The sequence below is a fragment of the Streptomyces sp. 4F14 genome (genome assembly GCF_048159485.1).
Lineage (GTDB): Bacteria > Actinomycetota > Actinomycetes > Streptomycetales > Streptomycetaceae > Streptomyces.
Genome location: NZ_JBLRVY010000032.1, coordinates 1 through 23,970, shown reverse-complemented (window position 1 = coordinate 23,970; position 23,970 = coordinate 1). Strand labels below are relative to the sequence as shown.

The following is a 23,970-nucleotide window of genomic DNA, read 5'->3' as shown; positions in this document are numbered from 1 at the left end:
CGCGAAGGAACGGCATGACCGACACCAGCCCCACCCCGGTGGCCGAGGCCATCGGCGTCTCCAAACGGTTCGGCGCGACGGTCGCCCTGCGCGACGCGCACATCGCCGTCGCCCCGGGCGAGGCCCACGCCCTGGTCGGCCGCAACGGCGCGGGCAAGTCGACCCTGGTCTCCCTGCTGACCGGCATCCAGCGCGCGGACGCGGGCGCCCTGCGTTTCTCCGGTGCCCCGGCGCCGGCGCCGGGCGACCTCGCGGCGTGGCGTTCCCGGGTCGCCTGCGTGTACCAACGCTCCACGATCCTCGACGAGCTGACCGTCGCCGAGAACCTCTTCCTGAACCGGCAGAGCGACAGCGCGCTGCGCCCGATCCGGTGGCGGCAGCTGCGGGAGCGGGCGCAGGAGCTGCTGACCGAGTACGGGGTCGACGTCGACCCGGCGGTCCAGGCGAAGGAACTCACCGTCGAGCAGCGGCAGTTCGTGGAGATCGCGCGGGCCCTGTCGTTCGGGGCGCGGTTCATCGTCCTGGACGAGCCGACGGCGAAGCTCGACGCGCGCGGTATCGCCCGGCTGTTCGCGAAACTGCGGGAGTTGCGGGAGCAGGGGGTCGCGTTCCTGTTCATCTCGCATCACCTCCAGGAGGTGTACGACCTGTGCACGACGGTCACCGTCTACCGGGACGCGACGCACGTCCTGACCGCGCCCGTCGCCGAGTTGGGGCACCGGGAGCTGGTGGAGGCGATGACGGGCGAGTCGGCGGAGCTGCCGGTCGCGCCGCCCGGGAAGCGGGCCTCGACGGCTTCCGCCGAGTTGCTGACCGTCTCCGGTCTCACGCTCCCCGGGGTCTGCGAGGACCTCTCCCTGGCCGTGCGGTCCGGTGAGGTCGTCGGGCTCGCCGGGTCCGCCGCGAGCGGGAACGTGCAGGTCGGTGAGGCGATCGCGGGGCTCCACAAGGCGCGGGGCGGGCAGGTCGCCGTACGCGGGCGGGTCGTGCGGACCGGGAGTGTGCCGTCCGCGCTGGGGGCCGGGGTCGGGCTGGTGCCCGAGGACCGGCATGCGCAGGGGCTGGTCACCGGGCGGAGTGTCGCCGAGAACGCGACGCTGACGGTGACCGATCAGCTCGGGCCGTTCGGGACCGTACTGCCGTCCCGGACACGGGAGTTCGCGGAGCGGGTCATCCGGGAGCTGGACATCAAGACGCCGGGGGCCCGGGCGCCGGTCGCCGCGTTGTCCGGCGGGAACCAGCAGAAGGTGGTCGTCGCGCGGGCGCTGGCCACGAACCCCGAGGTGCTGGTCGCGATCCGGCCCACGAACGGGGTCGACGTGCGGTCCAAGGAGTTCCTGTTGGGGACGGTGCGGGGGATCGCCGACGGCGGGAAGGCCGCGCTGATCGTCTCCGACGAGCTGGACGATCTGCGGGTGTGCGACCGGGTCGTCGTCATGTTCCACGGGCGGGTGGTCGCCGAGTTCGCGCCGGGGTGGCGGGACGAGGAGATGGTCGCCGCCATCGAGGGCGTCGCCGACGCCGTGGGGAGGTAGACCATGTCCGTGACCACCGAAGTGACGCCGCCTCGGGCGAAGGCGTCCGGGCGCACCCGGCTCGATCTGGGCCGCTTCCGGGACCTGTCGCTCGTACCGGTGATCCTCGTCCTGATGCTGATCGGGTTCATCGTCTCGCCCGCGTTCCTCACCTCCGACAATCTGATCGGGGTGCTCCAACAGTCCACGGAACTCAGCCTGTTGGTACTGGCGACGACGTTCATCCTGATCAGCGGGCGGATGGACCTGTCGCTGGAGTCCACGATCGGGGTGGCTCCGGTGATCGCGGTCTGGCTGGTCCTGCCGAGCAGCGGCGGGCGGTTCAACGGCGTGGATCTGCTGCCGGGCTGGACGGCGATCCCGCTGTGCCTGCTGGTGGGCGCGGTGATCGGGGCCGTGAACGGGTTCCTGATCCTGAAGCTGCGGCTCAACGGGTTCATCGTCACGCTCGGCGCGCTCACCATGCTGCGCGGGCTTCAGGTCGCCCTGTCCGACGGGCAGTCGATCGTGGACCTGCCGCCGTCGTTCACGTACCTCGGGCGTACGTCTTGGTTCGGGATGCCGGCCGCCGTCTGGGTGTGCGGGGTGCTGTTCGCCCTCGGGGGCGGGGCGCTCGCCTGGCTGCGGCACGGGCGGGCCCTGTACGCGATCGGCGGCAACCAGGAGGCGGCCCGTACGGCCGGTATCCGCGTCGACCGCATCGTCTGGATCGTCCTCATCGCCGGGAGCGTGCTCGCCGCGTTCGCCGGGATCCTCTACAGCGGCCACTACGGGTCCATCTCCGCGACCCAGGGCAGCGGCTGGATCTTCCAGGTCTTCGCCGCGACCGTCATCGGCGGTGTCAGCCTCAACGGCGGCAAGGGCTCTGTCTTCGGCGCCCTCACGGGCGTACTGACTCTCCAACTCGTCGTCAACGTCATGACGTTGGCCGGGGTCCCGCCCCTGTGGAACCAGTTCCTCAACGGCGTCATCATCATCGTCGCCCTGATCGTGTCGCGCTTCGCGTCGGGGGAGAAGCAGGAGTGAGCTGAACGCGAGCGAACCGGCCCGCACTACGATGACCGGCACGAACACCACCGACGCCGGGAGGACCGCTGAACAAGGTCACGATTCGGGACGTCGCCGAGCTCGCGCGGGTCTCGCAGTCCTCGGTCTCGAACTACTTCCACAAGCCCCACAAGATCTCGGACACGACCCGGGAACGGATCCGGCAGGCCGTGCAGACGCTGGGGTTCGTGCCCAACGACGCGGCCCGGATGCTGCGTACCGGGACGAGTCCGGTCGTCGGCTATCTGGCGTTCGAGCTGGCGAGCGCGACGACGCCGGAGATCGCGACGGCGATCGAGCAGCGGGTGTCGGCCGAGGGCATGTACCTGCTGATGGCGAACGACGCGGGCTCGCGGCAGCGGGAGCGGGAGTATCTGCGGCTGTTCGAGCAGCAGCGGGTCGCGGGGATCATCGTCGCGCCGGTCGGCGAGGTGGAGGACGAGCTCGCGCGGCTGCGGCGGCGGGGTATCGCGAGTGTGCTGAGCGCCCGCCACGCGGTCTCGCCCGCGCAGGCGTCCGTGTCCACCGACCATGTGGCCGGCGCCCGCCTGGCGGTCCGGCACCTGGTCGAGCTGGGCCGGCGGCGGATCGGGTTCGTCGCCTCGTCCCCGGATCTCCAGCAGATCGCCGACCGGCAGCGGGGCGCCCTGTCGGTGATCGAGGACGTCCCGGGGGCCGCCCTGGAGCTGGTGCCGGTCCCCGAGCGGACCGTGGAGGCGGGTATCGCCTGCGCGGAGCGCCTCGCCGAGCGGGCCCCGGCCGACCGGCCCGACGCGCTGTTCTGCGCCAACGACCTGCTCGCGATCGGCATCATCCAGTCCTTCGTGGCGGGCGGCCGGGTCCGCGTGCCGCAGGACATCGCGGTGGTGGGCTACGACGACATCGAGTTCGCCCAGTCGACGGTGGTCCCCCTGACGTCCGTACGGACTCCGCACGCGCGCCTGGGCGAGGCGGCGGCGAAGCTGCTGCTCGACGAGATCGCCGGGCTGCGCGCACCGGGCGCGGAGGACTCCGGGCGGGTGGCGGAGCGGATCGAGTTCACGCCCGAGCTGGTGGTCCGCGCCTCCACCGCGAAGACATGAAGTAAATCGATTCACTAATTTACTTGCCGACCTCTTGACCGACAGGAGGCTCCCCGTGCTCTCATACCGGCGTCACTAGTAAATCGTATTACCGTGAAACGGAGAGCCCCATGGCGGACCCGACGACGACGTCACCGCTGCTGGACCGCCGGCACTGGATGCTGGCCGTGGCCGCCGGAATGGCGTCCTTCCTCGACTCGGGGGCGATCATCTCGGTCGGCCTGGGCCTCGCCCTGTGGAAGGAGAGCTTCGGCCTCAGCGTCTGGACCGTCGGCGTGCTGGGCTCGTCCCTGACCCTGTTCATCGCCGTCGGCGCGCTGACCGGCGGCCGCCTCGCCGACCTCGTCGGCCGGGGCCGCGTCTTCTCCCTGACGATCCTGCTGTACGCGGCGGCCGCGCTGACCGTGGCGTGCGCGCCCAACGCCGCCGTCCTGGTCACCGGAGTCATCGTGATCGGCGTCGCCGCCGGGGCGGACCTGCCGACGTCGATCGCCGTCCTGTCCGAGCGGGCCCCCGAGGGCGCCCAGGGCAGACTGGTCGCGTTCACGCACGTGATGTGGACCGCCGGCGTGGTCACCACCACCCTGCTGGGCTTCGCCGTGTCCGGCCTGGACGTGCTCGGCATCCGCCTGATCTTCGCGGTCCTCGCCGTGCTCGCCGTCCTGACCTTCGTCTTCCGCTCGTTCTACCCGGCGTTCCGCGACCTGGAGTCCGAGGCGGCGCACCGGCACACCGCCGACGGCGTCGACCCGGCGCGGGCCCTGCCCGTACGCACCCTCTTCCGCCGCCCGGAGTTCGCCCGCACGATCGTCGCGACCGCGCTGTTCTACCTGTTCTTCACCCTGGTCGCGAACACCTTCGGCTCCTTCAAGACCTACTTCCTCGTCACGGTCGGCGGCACCTCCCAGACCACGGCGACGGCGCTGTCCTTCTTCACGACGCTCATCGGCCTCGCGGGCACGATCGTGTTCACGCGGATCGCGGACACGCGGTGGCGCGGCCGCTTCTTCGCCGCCGGGGTCGCGGTGTTCACCGCCTGCCAGATGCTGATCGCGGTGACGGGCGGCCAGGTCCTGCCCGCGATGATCGCCGCGCTGGTCCTGTACAACCTCGCGTTCCCGTTCATCGGCGAGGCGCTGTACAAGGTGTGGACCCAGGAGTCGTTCCCGGTCAACGCGCGCGCCACCGTGCAGGGCGCCACGATGGCCGTCGCCCGTTTCGCGGCGGCCGGGTTCGCGCTGGTCACCCCGGCGCTGATCGACTGGAGCCCGTCGGGCCTGTTCTCCCTGCTCGCCCTGTTCGCGCTCGTCTCGGGAGCCGTCGGCCTGCTCATCCTGCGCCGCCCTCGGCCGGCCACCGCCGCCCGTCCGCTGTCCGCCACGGTGACGGGAGAGGCCCGATGAGTCCCCGCGTCCAGGCCGTACGCGTCGGCTACACCGACGAGACCTTCGTACCGGACCCGCGCCCGCCCCTGACCTGGAAGACCGCGACCGGACTGCCGGGCTGGTCCCAGCGGGCCGCCGACGTCTCGGTCACCCGGGCCGGCGTGACGTCCACCGTGACCCTCGACGGCCCGGACTCCGTCCTCGTCGACTGGCCCTTCGAGCCCCTCGCCGCCGGCGAATCGGCGACCGTACGGGTACGGGTCCACGGCGTCGACGGCCCGGCCTCCGCCTGGAGCGCCGACGCCCCGGTCACCGCCGGGTTCCTGTCCGGCTGGCGGGCCCGTTTCGTCGGCTCCGGCGCCGAGGAACCCCAGCTGCTGCGCGGGACGTTCGCCGTACGGGGTCCCGTCCGGCGTGCCCTGCTGCACTCGACCGCGTTCGGCGCCTACGACGTCCACGTCAACGGCGTACCGGTCGACGACGCCGAACTCAAGCCGGGCTGGACCAGCTACCAGTGGCGGCTGTCCCTCGACGTCGCGGACGTCACCGAGCACCTCGTCGCCGGTGCCAACACCCTGGGCGTCGTCCTGACCGGCGGCTGGTACACGGAGCGGTACGGCTTCCGCGACGCCGCGCGCCGTTTCTACGAGGGCGCACCCGCCGCCGCCGTCCAGGTGACGCTGGAGTACGAGGACGGGTCCGTGGAGACCGTCGTCAGCGACGAGCGCTGGAGCTGGGCCCCGGGGCCGGTGGTGTCCGCGAGCCTCTATCAGGGGGAGACGTACGACGCCCGCCGGGAGGAGGTCGACGCCGGTGCGTGGAGCGCGGTCGAGCTGATCGCCGTACCCGATGTGACGCCGGCTCCTCGTACGCTGCCGCCGGTACGGGTCGTCGAGCGGCTGCCGGTCGAGCGGGTCCTCACCACGCCCGGCGGGAAGACCGTGCTGGACTTCGGGCAGAACCTCGTCGGGCGGGTCCGGATCCGGGTGCGGGGCGAGCGCGGGCACACGGTGACGCTGCGGCACGCGGAGGTGCTGGAGGACGGGGAGCTGGGGACCCGGCCGCTGCGCAACGCCGCCGCGACCGACCGGTACGTCCTGCGGGGCGGCGGTGCGGAGGTGTGGGAGCCCCGGTGGACCTTCCACGGCTTCCGGTACGTCGAAATCGACGGCTGGCCCGGGGAGTTCGCCGCCGAGGACGTGACCGCGGCCGTCCTGCACACCGACATGCCGCGCACCGGCGGATTCACCACCTCGCACGCGCTGCTCCAGCGCTTCCACGACAACGTCGTGTGGGGCATGCGCGGCAACTTCCTCTCCGTGCCCACCGACTGCCCGCAGCGCGACGAACGCCTCGGCTGGACCGGCGACATCCAGGTCTTCGCGCCGACCGCCGCGTTCCTGTACGACTGCGACGCGTTCCTGCGGTCCTGGCTGGACGACGTGACGCTGGAGCAGACCGCGGCGGGCGGGGTCGTGCCGATGGTCGTGCCCGCCGTGATCCCGCAGGTGCCGGGCCTCTTCCAGCCGGTGGCGGCGTGGGGCGACGCCATCACGGTCGTACCGGACGTCCTGTGGGAACGCTTCGCCGACCGTGACGTCCTGCGGCGCTGCTTCGAGGCCATGGCGGCCTGGGTCGACGTCGTGCACGCCCGGGCGGGAAGCACGCTGCTGTGGGAGGAGGGGCTCCAGTTCGGGGACTGGCTCGACCCCGACGCGCCACCGGAGCGCCCCGGTGACGCCAAGACCGACGCCGGGATCGTCGCCACCGCGTACTTCCAGCGCTCGGCGGCCCTGACCGCGAAGGCGGCGGCCCTCCTCGGCCGGGACACCGACGCCCGCCGCTACACCGACCTGGCCGCGCGCGTCGCTGACGCCTTCCGCGACGCGTACGTCACCCCGCGCGGGCGCATGATGTCCGACGCGCCCACCGCCTACGCCCTCGCCCTCGCCTTCGGCCTCGCGGGGGACGGGCAGCGGCAGGCGCTGGGCGACCGGCTCAGGGAGCTGGTCCGGGCGGCCGGTTACCGCATCACCACCGGGTTCGTCGGGACGCCGGTCATCTGCGAGGCGCTCGCCTCCACCGGGCACACGGACGCGGCGTCCCGGCTGCTCACCCAGACCGAGTGCCCCTCCTGGCTCTATCCGGTGACCATGGGGGCGACCACGGTCTGGGAACGCTGGGACTCGATGCTCCCCGACGGCTCCGTCAACCCCGGGCAGATGACGTCGTTCAACCACTACGCCCTCGGCGGCGTCGCCGACTGGCTGCACCGCCGGGTCGCCGGACTCGCCGCGCTGGAGCCGGGCTACCGGGCCGTCCACGTCTCCCCCACCCTGCTCGACGACCTCGACGACGCGTCGGCCTGGCACGAGACGCCGTACGGGCCGGCCCGCGCGGGCTGGCGCCGCGAGGGCACCCGCGTGCACTTCCACGCCGAGATCCCGCCGAACACACGGGGCGTGGTGGACCTTCCCTCCGGCCGGCGGTACGAGGTCGGCAGCGGGACCCACCGGTGGGTCGAGGAGCATCCCCGCCCCGTCTCCGTCCGCCGCCCGCTCGGCCTCGGCAGCAGCCTGGCCACGATCGTCGACGACCCGAGGGCGTACCGGGCCGTGCTCGACGCGATCCGCGGGATCGACGCGTCCCGCGCCGACGCGTTCCGCCGGACGACCCGCTGGAGGACCGGCCGCGCGCTGCGGGAGCCGCTGGACAAGGCGCCCGTGGAGATCCTCGCGGCGGTGGAGGAGGCCCTCGCGCTGCTGCCTCCGACGTGAGGCACAATGACGCCCACCGATGTGTCGTGGCGCCCCCAAGTACCTGATTCCGTACGGTCCTTGGGGGTGCGAGGAGAGGGAGACGACGTGAGCGCCGACACCCGGACCGCGCACAACGCCCGCGTGTGGAACTACTGGCAGGGCGGCGAGTTCCACTACGAGGTCGACCGGCAGGTGGGCGAGCACGTCGCCGGAATGATCCACGTGATCCGCGACATCGCGCGCGCCGACCGGGAGTTCCTCGGCCGCGCCGTACGCTGCCTGGCCGAGGAGCACGGCATCCGCCAGTTCCTCGACATCGGCTCCGGCCTGCCGGCCCTGGACAACACCCACGAGATCGCCCAGCGCGTCGCCCCCGAGTCACGGGTCGTGTACGTCGACAACGACCCCCTCGTCCTCACCCACGCCCTGCCGACCAGCACCCCGAAAGGCGCCGCCGACTACGTCGACGCCGATGTGCACGACCCGGACGCGATTCTGCGCGCCGCCGCACGCACCCTCGACCTGACCGAGCCCACCGCGCTGATGCTCCTCGGCATCCTCAACTTCGTCCTCGACGGCGACGAGGCGCGGGCCGTCACCCACCGCCTCCTGACGGCCCTGGCCCCCGGCAGCTTCCTCGTCCTGACCCACCCCACCACGGAACGCGACCTCGGCGGCGCCCTCCAGCTGGAGGCGATGGCCTTCTGGAACGCCAACGCGAAACCGCCGGTCACCGCCCGCGGCGCCGACGAGATCGCCCGCTACGTCGACGGCCTCACGCTCCTGGAGCCCGGGCTCGTGTCCTGCTCCCTGTGGCGGCCGGGACCCGGCGAAGAGCCCATGGTCGTCCCCCAGTTGGGGGCGGTGGCCCGGAAGCCGCCCTCGGCGGGGGAATGAGGAGGCCGTCCGCCGGGAAGCCGGGGACCGTGACCGGAGCACGGGCCTCATGAAACCGTGGAGTCAGGGAGGAAGACGGACAGTGGCGCTCTGTTTCGAACTGGTGGTGAACTTCGGTGACAATGCCGAGGCGGCGGAGGCCGCCGCTCGTACGAGGCCGACGCGGACGACGCTTTCCGCGGGCGGGCATCAGATCCCTCTCCACCGGCCGGTGCTGACGGACTCGGAGGGGCATATCGAGCTGTCGATCCTGCCCGTGGCCGTCAGCTGGCACTGCACCCTGGACGGAAGTCTCCCCCGGCAGAAGCTCACCGCGGCGGAGCTGACCGAACTGGGCCAGCAGCTCTACGACCTGCTGGGGACGTTCCACGGATACGTCGCCGCCCAGGTCGGCTGGAATCCGGAACACTTCGTGGACCCCGCCGAACTCAGGGAGTGGTCGGAGGAACTGAACGACGGCAGCATCCATGGCCTCGTGCTCAGTGAGGAGGTGCACGCGGAACTCGGCCTCGGCGCCCACTACGAGGTCTTCCGGCCCGGCTACCGGTGGATCCCGTATCGCGGCGAGCCGCGCGGCACCACGACGGACTGACGGTCACCTGCGCTGGGCCGCCAGCCGGATCGGTGCGTTCGCGGCGCCGTATCCGGTGTAGCCGCCGTCGCGCTGGACGAACTCGAAGAACACCTGCCCGACCGTCGCGGTGTAGCAGTGCCGGAACTCGCCGCCGTGTTCGTCACGGTCGTAGAGGATGCCGAGTTCGCGGTAGGTCTCCAGCTCGGCCGCGGGAAGGTCGAACCGGGACGCGAGGTCGTCGTAGTAGTTGCCGGGGACGCGGAGCAGGGGTGCGCCGGAGGCGTGGAAGGCGCGGGCCGTCGTCACCAGGTCGTCGACGGCCACGGCGACATGGCGGGCGCGGGCGCCGGCCTCCGGGGTCGGGGCGAGGTTGAGGACGAGATGCGGCCCGGAGGGGGACGCGGAGAGGGCGCGGCTGCGGAACAGGCCGTAGGGGTCGGCGAGTTCGACGGTCTCGTGGGGGCTGAGGCCGAGGATCGTGCGGTGGAAGAGGACCGCTTCGTCGAAGTGGTGCCAGGGCTGGGTGAGGGCGAGGTGGTCGAGTCGGCCGTCCGCCCCGCTCTCTCCGGTGAAGACGAAGTCGTCCGTCCAGCTCGCCAGCCCTGGACGGCGGGTGGCGCAGAAGAGGACCTCGGTGCCGTCGGGGGCGGCGATGGAGTCGAGGGGGACGTCGTGGGCGGTGCGGTGTTTGGGGAGGGTGGGGGCGAGGAGGGCTTCGGCGCGGCGGGCCGAGGCGGCGGGCTCCGTGGACTCCAGGCCGAGGGCCGAGAGGGTCGTGCCGGTGCGCTCCGTCGCGGAGTTGAGGACGATGCGGGCCTCGCCGCGCTCCCACAGGCCGACCGGCTTGGTGCGGTGGCGGGCCGTGCGGGTGAAGCCGACGGCGGCCAGGAGGTCTTCGGTGGGCTGGGGGTCGCTGCTCGCGAGTTCGGCGAAGGCGACTCCGGTCACGGGCACGGGAGCCGGGAGGCGGAAGGCGCCCGCGCTCTCCTCCAGGGCGAGCAGGGAGCGCATGCCGTCGAGGGCGGTGCGGCCGGCGTCGGCCTGGCGGAAGACGTCGTTGAAGACCTCCAGGGAGAGGGGTCCGGCGTAGCCCGTGGTGAGGACGTGGCGGAGCAACCCCGTGACGTCCAGGCCGCCCTGGCCGGGGAAGCAGCGGTAGTGGCGGCTCCACTGGAGGACGTCCATCGCCATGACGGGCGCGTCGGCGAGCTGGAGGAAGAAGATCTTCTCGCCGGGGATGTCCTCGATGCCCTTGGGGTCGACGTCCCGGGAGAGGATGTGGAAGCTGTCGAGGCAGGTGCCGAGGGAGGGGTGGCCGGCGTCGCGGACGATCCGCCAGGCGTGGTCGTACGTGTCGACGTGCCGCCCCCACGCGAGCGCCTCGTAGGCGACGCGGATGCCGGACTCCTGGGCCGCGTCGGCGAGCCGGGCGAGCTGGGCGGTGGCCAACTCGTCGTCGTCCACGGCGAGTACGGACACGTTGGAGCAGACGAGGACCGTGTCGACGCCGAGGCGTCCCAGCAGGTCGAACTTGTGGCGGGCGCGGCGCAGGTTGCGGGCGAAGAGGTCCTCGGGGACGGCCTCGATGTCGCGCATCGGCTGGTAGAGGTCGATCGTCAGACCCAGGTCGGCCGCCCGGGCGGCGATCTCCTCGGGGGTGAGGGGGCTGGCGAGGAGGTCGTTCTCGAAGATCTCGACGCCGTCGAAGCCCGCGCGGGCGGCGGCGGCGAGTTTCTCGGTGAGGGTGCCGCTGAGGCAGACGGTGGCGATGGACTTACGCATGGTCGCTCCCGATCCGGATCCAGGTCTTGCCGGCCCGCGAGGAGGCGCCCGCGAACGCCTCCTCCGCTGCGGCCAGGGGGAATTCCGCCTCGACGACACGGCCGGGGCGGGCACTCGCCAACTCGGCGACGGCCGCGGTGAAGTCGCCGGGGTGGTCGTAGATCATCGAACCGCGCACCACCAGCTGGCGGCGCACGACGTCGTCCGTACTGAACGGCAGCGGCGCCGGGTTGAGACCGACCAGGACGACCGTCGCGCCCGGCGCCGCGCGGTCGACGGCCGGGCGCAGCGCGGGGGCGTACCCGGACGTCTCGAACACGTACGTGAACCCCGCGCGCCCGTCGTCCGCGACCGCGCCGAGCCGTACGGCCCGCTCCAGGCGCCGGGCATGGGGTTCCGTGACGACGGGGACGACGCCGAGGCGGACCAGGACCAGACAGAGCAGCAGCCCCTGCGCACCCGCGCCGACGACGAGGCACCGGTCACCGGAGGTCACCCCGCTGCGGCGGACGGCGGCCCGGGCGACGGCGTAGGGCTCGGCGCAGGCGAGATCGGCGGGGGCGAGGCGCCCGTCGGTCGCAGCCGGGCCCCCGCCCAGGGAACCGGCGGCCACGACAGGATGCGCGAAGCCCGCCGGAACCGCGACCCGTTCCGCGAGGACGCCGGGGCTGTTCAGTCCGACGATCGCCCGGTGCGGGCACGCCGACGTCAACCCCGTGGAGCAGTCCGCACACTTCAGGCAGGCGTAATTGGGTTCGATGACCACCCGCTGGCCCACCTGACGGTCCACCACGTCCGTTCCGACGGCGACGATCCGCCCGAACCCCTCATGCCCCATGACCCACGGATACGCCGGCACCTCCCGCCGCCCGTGGAACACCGCGAGGTCGGTCCCGCACAGCCCCACCCCCTCCACGGCGACCACCACGTCACCTGGACCACTCCCGGCCCCGGGCTCGGGCCAGTCGTCGACCAGCTCGACCCGCTCCGGCGCCACCAGAACCGCCGCCCTCATCAAGACCTCCAGCAAACCACTAGACGGATCAAACGTTCCGTTCTACGGCCAACTCTACCGGCGTCACCTCCTCGGACACCGCCTCCGCCGCCGCACCCCGCATCCGCCAGGCCACCACCGCCGAGACCAGACACCCCGCCGCGACGTACCCGGCGACCAGCGACCACCCGCCCCCGGCCCAGATGACCAGCACCCCGGCGATCAGCGGCGTGAACCCGCCGCCCACGGCGCTCGCGAGCTGGTACCCCACACCCGCCCCGCTGTAGCGGTACTCGGGCCCGAACATGTCGGTGAACAGCGACTGCTGGACGGAGACGGCCATGTCGTGCCCGATGTTCACGAGCAGCACCGCGCAGACCACGATCATGAGCATCGACCCCGACTCCATCGCCCAGAAGTACGGCACCGCGCTCAGCGCGCCGGTCACCCCGCCCGCGACGTAGATCCGCCGCCGCCCGTACCGGTCCGCGAGATAGGCGAACGCCGGGATGGTGAACACGGCGAGCCCGCCGACCGCGAGGTTCACGTCGAGCAGACTGTCCCGGTCGAGCCCCAACTCGTCGGTGCCGTAGGCCAGTCCGAAGGTCGTCACCCCGTAGAAGGTGAACAGCTCCACGAACCGCAGCCCGATGATCGCGAAGAACCCGCCGGGGTTGGACCGCACGGCCGCGACCAGCGGCACCTTCGGCCGGACCGTCCCGGAGAGCCCGGCGACCCGCTCGGTGAAGACCGGCGACTCCTCGACCTTCGCCCGGATCACCAGCCCGACCAGCACCAGCAGCGCGCTGAGCAGGAACGGGATCCGCCACCCCCACGCGCGGAACGCGGCCTCCGACGTCGTCGACGACATCAGCTTGGTGACCAGCGTCGCGAGCAACAGCCCGAAGGACGCGCCCACCTGGACGCCGCTGCTGTACAGCGACCGCCACTTCCGGGGCGCGTTCTCCACGGCCATCAGCGCGGCCCCGCCCCACTCGCCGCCGACCGCGAACCCCTGCGTGGCGCGCAGCAGGACCAGCAGGATCGGCGCCCAGATCCCGGCCTGCGCGTACGTCGGCAGGACGCCGATCAGGGTGCTGGCCACGCCCATGATCAGCATGGTCAGCACCAGCATCCGCTTGCGCCCCAGCCGGTCGCCGAAGTGCCCGAAGACGATGCCGCCGAGGGGGCGGAAGAGGAAGCCGACGCCGAAGGTGGCCCAGGCGGCGAGGGTGCCGACGGCCGGGGAGGCGTCGGGGAAGAAGAGGTCGCCGAAGAGGAGGCCGGCGACGATGCCGTACAGGAAGAAGTCGTACCAGTCGACGACGGCGCCCATGAAGCTCGCCAGGGCCGCGCGTCTGGCAAGGGCACGGTGGGGAGCGCCGTGCGGGGCGTCAGGCCGGATGCTGCTCATCTCTCACACACTCCGTCGGGTGAGCGGGGACCGGGTGCCGTGCGAGCGGGCGCGGCACCCCACAGATCCTTTGGTCCATACAGTGGACTATCTGATCCGTTGAGCGGAACGATAGGTGGGGCGGTTTGCGCCCATCAAGAGTTGCGGCAAGATTTCCTGGACATCGCCGGGCGGCGGGTCCGCAGGGCGGACTACGGTCGGGGTGCGCGAGGAACCGGACCGGACCGACGGGGAGACCACTGATGAGCACGGACGCCGAGGGACGCACCCCCGACACGGACACCCCGGACACCCACGCCCCCGGCGTCCGCAGCGTCCGCCGCGCCGTCGACATCCTCAACCTCCTCAGCGAGGACCGCCCCGTCGTCACCCTCCGCGAGGTCACCGAGGCGACCGGCCTCGCCAAGACCACCGCGCTGCGCCTGGTCCAGACCCTGGAGGAGACCGGCCTGCTCGGCTCCCACCCCGCCGGCTACACGGCGGGCCCGGCCCTGTGGCGCTGGGCCTACCTCGCGCGCAGCCAGTGGGAGGTCCCGCAGGAGACCCGCAAGGTCATGCGCGACCTCGCCGACAGCCTCGGCGAGACCGTCAACCTGTTCGTCGCCCAGGGCGTGCACCGCATCTGCGTCGCCCACGAGGAGAGCCCCCACCCCCTGCGCCACGTCGTGGACGTCGGCGACGAACAGCCCCTGTGGGCCGGCGCCTCCTCCAAGATCCTCCTGCGCGACGCCCCCGACGCGTTCCTGCGCCGCGTCGCGGCCGCCTCCCCCCAGGGCGAACCCCTCGCCGGCCGGCTGAGGACCTGGGCGGCGGAGGCGGCGGACCGCGGATACGCCGTCAGCTCCAGCGAGTTCGACGAGGGCCTCACCGCCGTGGCCGTCCCGATCACCGGCCGGACGGGCAAGGTCGCCGCGTCCCTCTCCCTGAGCGGCCCCACGCACCGCTTCCCGTACGAGTCGATCGAGCGCTTCGCCGCCGAACTCGCCCAGGGCGCCCGCCTCATCTCGGACCAGGGCTTCAGCCACCCGCTGGGGAACGCGGGCTGAGGCCCTCCCCCATCGCCCGCCGCAGCTCCGAAAAAGTTCGACGGTACGCGAGGTATTGACGCTCCCCCTGAGGCACCTATCATCCGAACCGTCCGACGCTCTGTCCGTCGTTCGTGTATGCGAACGACGCGACGCCCGGCGAGACCCGGACACCCCCGCGCACCCCGTCTGAACAGCCCGGAAGCCCGCCCGAGGGTGGGAGCGCTCCCACCCCCCACTGGAGGAGCAGATGGACGACACCGGAGCATCCGCGAACCGCATGTCATGGCCGGGACAGCAGATCAGCCGCCGCAGAGCCCTCGCGGGCGGCGCCGGTCTGCTCGCGGCGGCCTCGCTCCCCTGCACGGCCGAAGCGGCGGCGACCTACACGAACCCGGTGCTGTGGCAGGACTTCGCCGACATCGACGTCATCCGCGTCGGCGACGCCTTCTACTACTCCGCCTCGACGATGCACTACTCCCCCGGCGCCCCGATCCTCCGCTCGTACGACCTCGTCAACTGGGAGTTCGCCGGCCACTCGGTCCCCCGCCTGGACTTCGGCGCCAAGTACGACCTGAACGGCGCCCGGGGGTACGTACGCGGCGTCTGGGCCTCGTCCCTGGCCTACCGCCCCGGCAACCGCACCTTCTACTGGCTGGGCCAGATCGACTTCGCGCGGACGTACCTCTACTCGGCGCCCTCGGTGGAGGGCCCGTGGAGCCAGCTCGCCTCGCTCGGGAACGTGTACTACGACGCCGGGCTCCTGGTCGACACGGACGACACGCTGTACGTCGCGTACGGCAACACCACCATCAGCGTCGCCCAGTTGGCGCCGGACGGCCGCAGCCAGGTGCGCGCGCAGCAGGTGTTCAGCACCCCGGCGAGCATCGGGACGCTGGAGGGGTCCCGGTTCTACAAGGTGGGCGGCAACTACTACATCTTCCTGACCCGCCCGGCGAACGGCCAGTACGTCCTGAAGTCGACCAGCGGCCCCTTCGGGCCGTACACGCTACGGCAGTTGCTGCTGAACCTGCCGGGCCCGGTGCCCGGCGGCGGGGTGCCGCATCAGGGCGGCCTCGTCCAGACGCAGACCGGCGCCTGGTACTACCTCGCCTTCGTGGACGCCTACCCGGGCGGCCGCATCCCGGTCCTCGCGCCGGTCACCTGGACCTCGGACGGCTGGCCGGTGCTCCAACTCGTGGGCGGCGCCTGGGGATCGACGTATCCGAGCCCCACCCTGCCCACCCCGCCGCGCCAGGTCACCCCGATGATCGGCGTCGACACCTTCGACGGTACGGCGCTGAAGCCGAAGTGGGAGTGGAACCACAACCCGGACAACACCAAGTGGTCGGTGAACAACGGCCTCACGCTGTCCACGGCGACGGTCACGAACGACCTGTACTGGGCCCGCAACACCCTCACCCACCGTATCCAGGGCCCGAGTTCGACAGCGACCGTCACCCTGGACATCGCCGCGATGCGCGACGGCGACCGCGCCGGGCTCGCGCTGCTGCGGGACTCCTCCGCGTGGATCGGCGTCAAGCGGGAGGGGGCGGCGACGCGGCTCGTGATGGTGAACGGGCTGACGATGGACGGGAGTTGGAACACGACCGGGACGGGCACGGAGGCGGCGAGCGTACCCCTGACCGCGGGCAGGCTCTGGCTGCGCGCGAACGCGGACATCCGGCCCGGCGCCGCCCGCTCCGGCACCTTCTCCTACAGCCTCGACGGCGTCAGCTTCACCCGGCTCGGCCCGGCCTTCTCGATGGGCAACGCCTGGCAGTTCTTCATGGGTTACCGCTTCGCCCTGTTCAACCACGCGACCCGGGCGCTCGGCGGTTCGGTCCGCGTCCCGCGGTTCGAGGTGTCGGTGCCCTGACGTACGGCACGTCCCGCAAGGAAACGGCGCATCCCGCAAGGAACCCGCATCCCCCCGTACGAGGAGAACCATGAATCTCCGCACACGACAACCCGCCCTGCTGGGCGCGCTGGCGGCGGTGACGCTGCTGGCCGGCGGTACGGCCGCGGCCGTACCGGACGACGCGCCCGCGATCAAAGCGTCCACGCTGGGTGCCCAAGCCGCCCAGTCGGGGCGGTACTTCGGTGCCGCGATCGCCGGGTACAAGCTGAGTCAGTCGGTGTACTCGACCATCCTGAACCGGGAGTTCAACCAGGTCACCGCCGAGAACGAGATGAAGTGGGACACGGTCGAACCCTCCCGCGGCTCGTTCAACTTCGGCCCCGGGGACCAGATCGCGAACCAGGCGTCGTCCCACGGGCAGAAGCTGCGCGGCCACACGATGGTGTGGCACTCCCAACTCCCCGGCTGGGTCAGCTCGATCGGTGACGCGAACACCCTGCGCAGTGTCATGAACAACCACATCACGCAGCTCGCGAACCGCTACAAGGGCCGCATCCACTCCTGGGACGTCGTCAACGAGGCGTTCGCGGACGGCGGCAGCGGCGGACGCCGGGCGACCGTCTTCCAGAACGTGCTGGGCGACGGGTACATCGAGACCGCGTTCCGCACCGCGCGCGGCGTCGATCCGGCGGCCAGGCTCTGTTACAACGACTACAACATCGAGGACTGGAACGCGGCGAAGACGCAGGGCGTCTACCGCATGGTCCGCGACTTCAAGTCCCGCGGCGTGCCGATCGACTGCGTGGGCTTCCAGGCCCACTTCGGCGCCGGCGGTCCGCCGTCCACGTTCCAGACCACGCTGGCGAACTTCGCCGCGCTCGGGGTCGACGTACAGATCACCGAACTCGACATCGCGCAGGCCGGGACCACCGCGTACGCCAACTCCGTGCGCGCCTGCCTCAACGTGCCGCGCTGCAACGGGATCACCGTGTGGGGGATCCGGGACAGCGACTCGTGGCGTACCGGGCAGAATCCGCTGCTCTTCGACAACAACGGGGCGAAGAAGCCCGCGTACAACGCGGTGCTCACGGCGATGGGCGGGACGCCGACGGCCGCCCGGAGCGCCGACGCGGCTGCTCTGCCCGGGAGTTACGCGTGGAGTTCCAGCGGGATCCTGATGTCGCCGAAGTCCGACGCGACGCACAGCGTCGCCGGGCTGAAGGACCCCTCGGTCGTGTACTACAACGGCAGGTACCACGTGTTCGCGAGCGTCGCGAGCAGTGCCGGGTACAACCTGGTCTATCTGAACTTCACCGACTGGTCGCAGGCGGCGAACGCCACGCACCACTACCTGGACCGCACCCCGATCGGGGCGGGTTACCGGGCCGCGCCACAGGTCTTCTACTACGCCCCGCAGGGCCTGTGGTACCTCGTCTACCAGACCGGCAACGCGTCCTTCTCCACGAACTCCGACATCTCCAACCCCAACGGCTGGAGCGCGCCGCGCAACTTCTACGCGTCGATGCCCGACATCATCCGGCAGAACATCGGCAACGGGTACTGGGTCGACATGTGGGTGATCTGCGACGCCGTCAACTGCTACCTCTTCTCCTCCGACGACAACGGCCACCTCTACCGGTCGCAGACCACCGTCGGCCAGTTCCCCAACGGCTTCACCAACACCGTCATCGCCGCCCAGGACTCGAAGTACGCGATGTTCGAGGCGAGCAACGTCTACAAGGTCCAAGGCAGCAACCAGTACTTGCTGTTGATCGAGGCGATCGGCTCGGACGGGAAGCGGTACTTCCGTTCGTGGACGTCGCCGGGCATCGCCGGTCCGTGGACGCAGCTCGCGGCGTCGGAGGCGAACCCCTTCGCCCGCTCGAACAACGTGACGTTCCCGGCGGGCGCGTGGACACGTGACATCAGCCACGGCGAGATGATCCGCGTGGGGTACGACCAGACGCTGACGATCCCGTCGTGCCGTCTCCAGTACCTGTACCAGGGCATGAACCCGGGGGCGACAGGCGACTACAACAGCCTCCCGTGGCGGCTGGGCCTGCTCACCCAGACCAACTCGGCCTGCTGACCGGCGGGTCACGAAGCCTGCGGCTCCCGGCTCCGGTCGGGGGCCGTACGGCGTTCCTCGTTCAGCCGGCGCCGGGCGAGGGCGTGGCCGGTTCCCGCGAGCAGTGCGGGCACGGCGAGTTCGGTCGCGAGGGACGCGGCCCACTCGGGGTTCAGGCGGCTCGTCATGCCGCTGGTGTACCGGCAGGTCGCCTGGGGTGGGAGAAAGGTGGGGTCCAGGGTCGTCGGCGGGTTGCTCCCCCAGTCCCCGCCCCGGGAGCAGGCCGACGAGGGGCCCGCGAGCAACTGCCAGCCCACCAGCCCGTACACGAGCACGAACACGGAGCCGAGGACGAAGAACACCGCCCGGGTCCGCCCGGCCTTCTCGGCCCTGGTCATCGGTTCGACGAACGGGCCGCCGAGCGGGGGTTCCAGGCACTCGGCGACGAGGGCAACCAGCAGACAGGTCACCAGGACCAGCATCCCGGCCCACATCAGCACGTTGAGCGGTCCGTGGCCGCCGACGGACGACACGTCCCCGCGCTCGAACTCGCAGACGGTGGCCGGCGGGAACGCCTCGTAGCGGGTCCGCAGCAGCTGCCCGGGCCCTTTGGTCAGCCCCTGCATGCACTCCTCGTCGAACTCCAGCATCCCGGCCAGCGCGACCAGCGATCCGACGACGAGCGCGCCGAAGGAGATCCCCACCGCGGCCCAGAGCCTGCCTGTCCGGTAACTCCCGTGCATCCGGGCACTGTAGCCGTCAGGGCTCACGCTTGATCGTCTTCATCGTGAAGTGGGAGACGACGTTCCTGATCCCCGGCATGGTCATGACCTTGCGGCTCAGGAACGTCTCGTACGCGGCGAGGTCGGCGACGGCCACCCGGACGAAATAGTCGGGGGCGCCGAAGAGCCGCCGCAGCTCCAGGACCTCTTCCGCCCGGGCGAGGGTCTCCTCGAAGGGTTCGACGGTCGCCGCGTCCTGGGACTCCAGGCTGAGGTCGATGAGCACCTCGAAGGTACGGCCCCGGGCGGCGGGGTCGATGACCGCGCGGTATCCCTGGATGACCCCGTCGGCCTCCAGGCGCTGGACGCGGCGCAGACAGGGGCCGGTGGTGAGGCCGACGCGGGCGGCGAGGTGGACGTTGCTCAGGCGGCCGTCCCGCTCCAGCTCGGAGATGATTGCCAGATCGATCGCATCCATGGAAGAAGATTGCGCCACGGAGGGGCCACAGGGCAATTTTCGCAACCACTTGTCGCGCGTTTCACGGGACCATGGAGGGGTGCAGCCACCTGTCGATCAGATCGTCACACCGCAAGAATCCGGACGCGATGTCACCCGCCGCCAGATCGCCGACGGCATCCGCGACTCCTTCTCCGCCGGCCTCGGCATCTTCCCCCTGGGCATCGCCCTCGGCCTCCTGATCCTCCAGGCCGGCCTCCCCTGGTGGCTGACCCCGGCGCTCTCCCTCGCGGCCTTCGCCGGTTCCCTGGAACTCCTGCTGGTCGGCATGGTCGCGAGCGTCACCCCGCTCGCGGCGATCGCGGTGACCGTCCTGGTGGTGAACTTCCGGCACGTGTTCTACGCGTTCTCGTTCCCCCTGCACGTGGTCAGACACCCGCTGGCCAGGGTGTACGCGGTCTACGCGATGATCGACGAGGCGTACGCGGTCAGCGCGTCCCTGCCCGAGCGGGAGCGGTCGGCGCCCCGGCTGCTGGCGATGCAGGTCGCGTGCGAGGCGTACTGGGTCGGCGGCGGGCTGCTCGGCGTGGCGCTGGGGAGCGCGCTACCCGCTCCGGTGAAGGGCCTGGAGTTCGCGCTGTGCGCGCTGTTCACGGTGCTGACGCTGGACGCGTTCCGCTCGCGCGCCGAGATCCCGTCGGTCCTGCTGGCGGGGGCGAGTGCCGCGCTCGCGCTGCTGCTGACGCCGGGGGTCGCCCTGTTCACCGCGCTGCTGCTGTTCGTGGGCCTCCTGCTGGCCCGTCACGCCCTCACCCGGGAGGCCGCCCGTGCCTAGTACGCCCTACCTGCTGGCCGTCCTCGCGATCACCTTCGGCATCACCTTCGCCCTGCGCGCCCTGCCGTTCGCGCTGCTGGGCCGGCTGCGGGACTCGCCGCTGGTGGCGCGGCTCGCGGTGTGGATGCCGGTCGGGATCCTGCTGGTCCTCGCGGTGACCGCGCTGCACGGCACGGTGACGCAGGATCCGCACGGCGCCGGGTACGCGCTGCTCGCGGTCGCCGTCACCGTCGTCGTCCATCTGGCGTTCGGCCGCCGGACGATCCTCAGTGTGGGCCTCGGGACGGCCGTGTACGTAGCCTTGCTCAACATGATGTAGTCACCACTGAGTCACTTGAGTCACCACCGAGTCACTACTGAGGAAGGCCCGCCTTGACCCCCGGCAGCTATTACGAGCGCATCGACGACCACCGCTTCAAGCCGACGCACCACGCGCAGGGTGCCTGGGCGCCGGACGAGCAGCACTTCAGTCCGCTGGGCGGTCTGATCGTCCACGCCATGGACCAGCACCTCGCGGACCGGCCCGGCCTGTTCCTGTCCCGCGTCAGCTACGACATCCTGGGCCGACTCGCCCTGGACGAGTGCGAGGTCGTCGTGGAGACGGTCCGGCCGGGCCGCACGATCGAGCTGATCGAGGCCGTCGTCCGCATCGCGGACCGCCCGGTGGTCCGGGCCCGGGGCTGGCTGCTGACGGCCGTCGACACGGCCTCGGTGGCGGGCGGGACGGGTCAACTCCTGCCGCCGCCCGAGTCGTTGCCGACCTGGCCGATGGCCGAGATGTGGCCGGGCGGGTACGTCGCCTCGCTCGACGTACGGATGCCCGAGCCGCCGGTGCCGGGGCGCGGGACGGCCTGGATCTCCACGCCGCACACCCTCGTCGCCGGTGAGCCGGTCAGCGCGCTGACCTCCTTCCTCACGCTCGTCGACACCGCGAACGGCGTCGCCGTACGCCGTCACCCGACGGAGTGGATGTTCCCCAACGTGGACCTCACGGTCCACCTCCACCGGCAGCCCGAGGGGCCGTGGACGGGCCTCGACACGACCGTCACGTTCGGGCCGACGGGGCAGGGGCTGACCAGCACGGTCCTGTACGACGTCCAGGGGCCGGTGGGGCAGGCGCAGCAGATCCTGACGGTGAGGCCGGCGCCGGGGAGCTGACCGCGTTCCCCAGGACGGCCCAGCCTTGGCGTGTTCCGCGTGGTGGAGCGTGGGAGTCAGACCGGGGCTGCGCCGACGGCCGCGGCGTAGCGGTGGTGGATGCGCCGGACCTCGGCGGCGAGTTCGGTGTCGCGGTCGGGGTGGGCGAGGCGGAAGCCGGCTCCGAGGTGGCCGAGCCAGGGGGCCATGTGGCGGGGGGAGTCGCCGGAGAGGGTGACGCGGCTGGTGGTGGCCGTGATCGGTTCGACGACGGCGTTGGGGGGCAGCCGGTCGGCCAGGCGCTGGGCGGTGTCCTCGACGATCAGTTCGGCCTGGTAGGGCCAGGGGGTGCGGTCGACGCGGTCGAGGACGTAGGCCGCGATGTCGGCGGCGGGCAGGGGGCGGGGCTCGAAGCGGGGCACGGGGATCGTGGCGGTGAGGCGCATGCGGTCCAGGCGCAGGGTGCGCCAGTCGTCGCGGGTGGTGTCCCAGGCCAGGAGGTACCAGCGGCGGCGGGCGCCGACGACGCGGTGGGGCTCGACCTCGCGGGTCGTGTCCACACCCGTGCGCGAGCGGTACTCGACGCGTATCCGGGTGTGCTCGCGGCATGCCGTGGCCAGGGCGGCGACCAGGTCGGGGGCCGGGGCCGCGTGGTGATCGGCGGAGCCGGCGGTGTACTCGGCGACGGCCTGTGCCCTGGCGCGCAGCCGCGGCGGCAACAGCCGCACGATCTTGGCGGCGGCGCGTTCGGCGGCCTCGTCCTGGCCGGCGGCCTGGCGCAGTCCCATCAGCAGCGCGAGGGCCTCGTCGCCGTCGAACAGCAGCGGGGGCAGGCTCTCGCCGGAGCCGAGGCGGTAGCCGCCGCCCGTGCCGGGCACTCCCTCGATGCGGTAGCCGAGGTCCCGCAGCCGGTTGACGTCGGTACGCAGGGTGCGGGAGGTGACCTCCAGGCGCCGGGCGAGATCGTCGCCGGACCACACGGGCCTGGCCTGGAGAAGCGCGAGCAGGCGCAGGGTGCGTTCGGAGGTGGCGGCCATGGAACATATCGTACCGAGTTGCGGAAGCTATTCTTCCGCATTGGGTGTGAGCATGGACGGCATGAGCGGCAACGAACCCCTTCCGTACACCATCGACGTCCCCGACAAGGAGCTGGCGCGGCTGCGCGAGCGGCTGGCGGCCACGCGCTGGCCGGACGCGGTCGCCGACGACTGGTCCCGCGGGACCAGCCCGTCCGCGCTGCGCGAGCTGGTCGACCACTGGGCCCGCCACGACTGGAAGGCCAGCGAGGCACGGCTGAACCGGCTGGACCACTTCACCTGGGACGGCATCCACTTCGTACGCGCCGGCACCCGCGGCAAACCGCCGCTGCTCCTCCTGCACGGCTGGCCGGACTCGTTCCTGCGCTTCGAGCGGATCCTGCCCCTGCTGGCGGACGACTTCGACCTCGTCGTGCCGAGCATCCCCGGCTTCGGCCTGTCGGAGCGGCCGCAGGGCCCCGGCGTCGGCGCGGCCCGCGTCGCGGAGCTGTTCGCCGGGCTGATGGAGCGGCTGGGCCTGGAGCGGTACGGCGTCCACGGCGGCGACTGCGGCGCACAGATCGGCGAGGCCGTCGCCCGGCGCCACGGCGACCGTGTGACCGGTCTGCACCTGACGGACCTGCCGTTCTGGCACACCTTCCTCGACCCCTCCACGCTGGACGACGCCGAGCGGCAGTTCCTCCAGGACGCCCAGGAGTGGGCGCGGCAGGAGGGCGCCTACCAGATGGTGCAGTCCTCCAAACCGCAGACCCTCGCCTACGGCCTCAACGACTCCCCGGCGGGGCTGGCCGCCTGGCTCTTCGAGAAGTACCAGTCCTGGTCCGACGGCGACGCCGTGACCGCGCTGGGCCTCGACGCGATCCTGGACAACCTGACCCTGTACTGGGTGACACAGACCGGGCCGTCCTCGGCGCGCTACTACTACGAGAACGCCACCACGCTCCCGGAGATCCTGTCCCAGCCCCCGGCGACCGTCCCCGTGGGGTTCGCCCACTTCCCCGCCGACCTCCAGCACCCGCCCCGCAGCCTCGTCGAACGCTCCCTCGACCTCCAGCACTGGGCGGACATGCCCTCCGGCGGCCACTTCACCGCCTGGGAAGCGCCTCAGCCGCTCGCCGACGACCTGCGCGCGTTCTTCGGCAACCTCGCCTGACCCACAAAAACACCGCCGTCTCCCGGGCGGACATCCCAGGAGACGGCGTTCAGTTCAGCTCGTAACGGCGCTCACGCCTCGGTCTCGGGCCGCTCGGCGTCCGCCCAGTGCGTGTGGAACGCACCCGGCTTGTCGACCCGCCCGTACGTGTGCGCCCCGAAGTAGTCCCGCTGCCCCTGCAACAACGCGGCCGGCAGACGCTCGGC

At 71.7% G+C, this 23,970-nt stretch carries 21 protein-coding genes; 14 read left to right on the top strand and 7 right to left on the bottom strand.

Annotated features, from left to right (window positions below):
- Window positions 1-14 precede the first annotated feature (14 nt).
- The 7 genes from ACLZOT_RS39750 (at window position 15) to ACLZOT_RS39720 (ending at window position 9,297) form a co-directional block, all read left to right on the top strand.
- Window positions 15-1,535, top strand: a complete 1,521-nt coding sequence (locus ACLZOT_RS39750; RefSeq protein WP_416974050.1) for a sugar ABC transporter ATP-binding protein — start codon at window positions 15-17, stop codon at window positions 1,533-1,535.
- Between the two features lie 3 nt (window positions 1,536-1,538).
- Window positions 1,539-2,561, top strand: coding sequence for an ABC transporter permease (locus tag ACLZOT_RS39745; RefSeq protein WP_416974049.1), 1,023 nt, complete (start codon window positions 1,539-1,541; stop codon window positions 2,559-2,561).
- A gap of 68 nt (window positions 2,562-2,629) precedes the next feature.
- Window positions 2,630-3,664: a LacI family DNA-binding transcriptional regulator gene (locus tag ACLZOT_RS39740; RefSeq protein ID WP_416974141.1), complete on the top strand. Its 1,035-nt coding sequence runs from the start codon at window positions 2,630-2,632 to the stop codon at window positions 3,662-3,664.
- Window positions 3,665-3,774: 110 nt separating this feature from the next.
- On the top strand, window positions 3,775-5,067 hold the full coding sequence (locus tag ACLZOT_RS39735; protein WP_416974048.1) for an MFS transporter: 1,293 nt from the start codon (window positions 3,775-3,777) through the stop codon (window positions 5,065-5,067).
- Complete coding sequence (locus ACLZOT_RS39730) at window positions 5,064-7,826, top strand: family 78 glycoside hydrolase catalytic domain (RefSeq protein ID WP_416974047.1); 2,763 nt, start codon at window positions 5,064-5,066, stop codon at window positions 7,824-7,826. Before ACLZOT_RS39735 ends, ACLZOT_RS39730 begins: the two co-directional genes overlap by 4 nt.
- 87 nt (window positions 7,827-7,913) lie before the next feature.
- Window positions 7,914-8,705: an SAM-dependent methyltransferase gene (locus ACLZOT_RS39725; protein WP_416974046.1), complete on the top strand. Its 792-nt coding sequence runs from the start codon at window positions 7,914-7,916 to the stop codon at window positions 8,703-8,705.
- A gap of 82 nt (window positions 8,706-8,787) precedes the next feature.
- Window positions 8,788-9,297 carry a hypothetical protein gene (locus ACLZOT_RS39720; protein ID WP_416974045.1) on the top strand — a complete coding sequence of 170 codons (510 nt, stop codon included), beginning with the start codon at window positions 8,788-8,790 and terminating at the stop codon, window positions 9,295-9,297.
- Between the two features lie 3 nt (window positions 9,298-9,300).
- Here ACLZOT_RS39720 and ACLZOT_RS39715 read toward each other — a convergent pair whose 3' ends face one another.
- The 3 genes from ACLZOT_RS39715 to shiA are packed head-to-tail and all read right to left on the bottom strand — an operon-like array spanning window position 9,301 to window position 13,469.
- On the bottom strand, window positions 9,301-11,061 hold the full coding sequence (locus ACLZOT_RS39715) for a bifunctional sugar phosphate isomerase/epimerase/4-hydroxyphenylpyruvate dioxygenase family protein (protein WP_416974044.1): 1,761 nt from the start codon (window positions 11,059-11,061) through the stop codon (window positions 9,301-9,303).
- On the bottom strand, window positions 11,054-12,076 hold the full coding sequence (locus ACLZOT_RS39710) for a zinc-dependent alcohol dehydrogenase (RefSeq protein WP_416974043.1): 1,023 nt from the start codon (window positions 12,074-12,076) through the stop codon (window positions 11,054-11,056). Before ACLZOT_RS39710 ends, ACLZOT_RS39715 begins: the two co-directional genes overlap by 8 nt.
- A gap of 28 nt (window positions 12,077-12,104) precedes the next feature.
- Window positions 12,105-13,469, bottom strand: coding sequence for a shikimate transporter (gene shiA / locus ACLZOT_RS39705; RefSeq protein ID WP_416974042.1), 1,365 nt, complete (start codon window positions 13,467-13,469; stop codon window positions 12,105-12,107).
- 242 nt (window positions 13,470-13,711) lie between these two features.
- Between shiA and ACLZOT_RS39700 the strand changes: the two genes are divergently transcribed.
- The 3 genes from ACLZOT_RS39700 (at window position 13,712) to ACLZOT_RS39690 (ending at window position 18,444) form a co-directional block, all read left to right on the top strand.
- Window positions 13,712-14,515: an IclR family transcriptional regulator gene (locus ACLZOT_RS39700; RefSeq protein ID WP_416974041.1), complete on the top strand. Its 804-nt coding sequence runs from the start codon at window positions 13,712-13,714 to the stop codon at window positions 14,513-14,515.
- Window positions 14,516-14,774: 259 nt separating this feature from the next.
- On the top strand, window positions 14,775-16,373 hold the full coding sequence (locus tag ACLZOT_RS39695; RefSeq protein WP_416974140.1) for a glycoside hydrolase 43 family protein: 1,599 nt from the start codon (window positions 14,775-14,777) through the stop codon (window positions 16,371-16,373).
- A 70-nt stretch (window positions 16,374-16,443) separates the two neighbouring features.
- Window positions 16,444-18,444 (top strand): non-reducing end alpha-L-arabinofuranosidase family hydrolase, encoded by a 2,001-nt coding sequence (locus ACLZOT_RS39690; protein WP_416974040.1) that lies wholly within the window; start codon window positions 16,444-16,446, stop codon window positions 18,442-18,444.
- Window positions 18,445-18,452: 8 nt separating this feature from the next.
- Here the strand turns inward: ACLZOT_RS39690 and ACLZOT_RS39685 are convergent, their stop codons facing one another.
- The gene (locus tag ACLZOT_RS39685) at window positions 18,453-19,166 is read right to left on the bottom strand and encodes a hypothetical protein (RefSeq protein WP_416974039.1); all 714 of its coding nucleotides are present in this window, start codon (window positions 19,164-19,166) and stop codon (window positions 18,453-18,455) included.
- Window positions 19,167-19,182: 16 nt separating this feature from the next.
- Entirely contained in the window at window positions 19,183-19,623 is a 441-nt protein-coding gene (locus tag ACLZOT_RS39680; protein ID WP_416974038.1) for an Lrp/AsnC family transcriptional regulator, read from the bottom strand.
- Window positions 19,624-19,702: 79 nt separating this feature from the next.
- Here ACLZOT_RS39680 and ACLZOT_RS39675 point away from each other — a divergent pair, with 79 nt between their 5' ends.
- From ACLZOT_RS39675 to ACLZOT_RS39665, 3 genes are read left to right on the top strand one after another with little or no spacing between them, the layout of a single operon-like run.
- On the top strand, window positions 19,703-20,437 hold the full coding sequence (locus tag ACLZOT_RS39675; protein ID WP_416974037.1) for an AzlC family ABC transporter permease: 735 nt from the start codon (window positions 19,703-19,705) through the stop codon (window positions 20,435-20,437).
- On the top strand, window positions 20,430-20,756 hold the full coding sequence (locus ACLZOT_RS39670; RefSeq protein ID WP_416974036.1) for a branched-chain amino acid transporter permease: 327 nt from the start codon (window positions 20,430-20,432) through the stop codon (window positions 20,754-20,756). The genes ACLZOT_RS39675 and ACLZOT_RS39670 overlap by 8 nt, the downstream gene beginning before the upstream one ends.
- A gap of 53 nt (window positions 20,757-20,809) precedes the next feature.
- Entirely contained in the window at window positions 20,810-21,595 is a 786-nt protein-coding gene (locus ACLZOT_RS39665) for a thioesterase family protein (protein ID WP_416974035.1), read from the top strand.
- Window positions 21,596-21,651: 56 nt separating this feature from the next.
- Here ACLZOT_RS39665 and ACLZOT_RS39660 read toward each other — a convergent pair whose 3' ends face one another.
- Window positions 21,652-22,611: a helix-turn-helix transcriptional regulator gene (locus tag ACLZOT_RS39660; RefSeq protein WP_416974034.1), complete on the bottom strand. Its 960-nt coding sequence runs from the start codon at window positions 22,609-22,611 to the stop codon at window positions 21,652-21,654.
- A gap of 61 nt (window positions 22,612-22,672) precedes the next feature.
- On the opposite strand from ACLZOT_RS39660, the gene ACLZOT_RS39655 reads away from it, so the two are divergent.
- Window positions 22,673-23,764: an epoxide hydrolase family protein gene (locus ACLZOT_RS39655; RefSeq protein WP_416974033.1), complete on the top strand. Its 1,092-nt coding sequence runs from the start codon at window positions 22,673-22,675 to the stop codon at window positions 23,762-23,764.
- A gap of 71 nt (window positions 23,765-23,835) precedes the next feature.
- Here ACLZOT_RS39655 and ACLZOT_RS39650 read toward each other — a convergent pair.
- On the bottom strand, window positions 23,836-23,970 hold a 135-nt coding region (locus ACLZOT_RS39650; RefSeq protein ID WP_416974139.1), incomplete at its 5' end, for a hypothetical protein.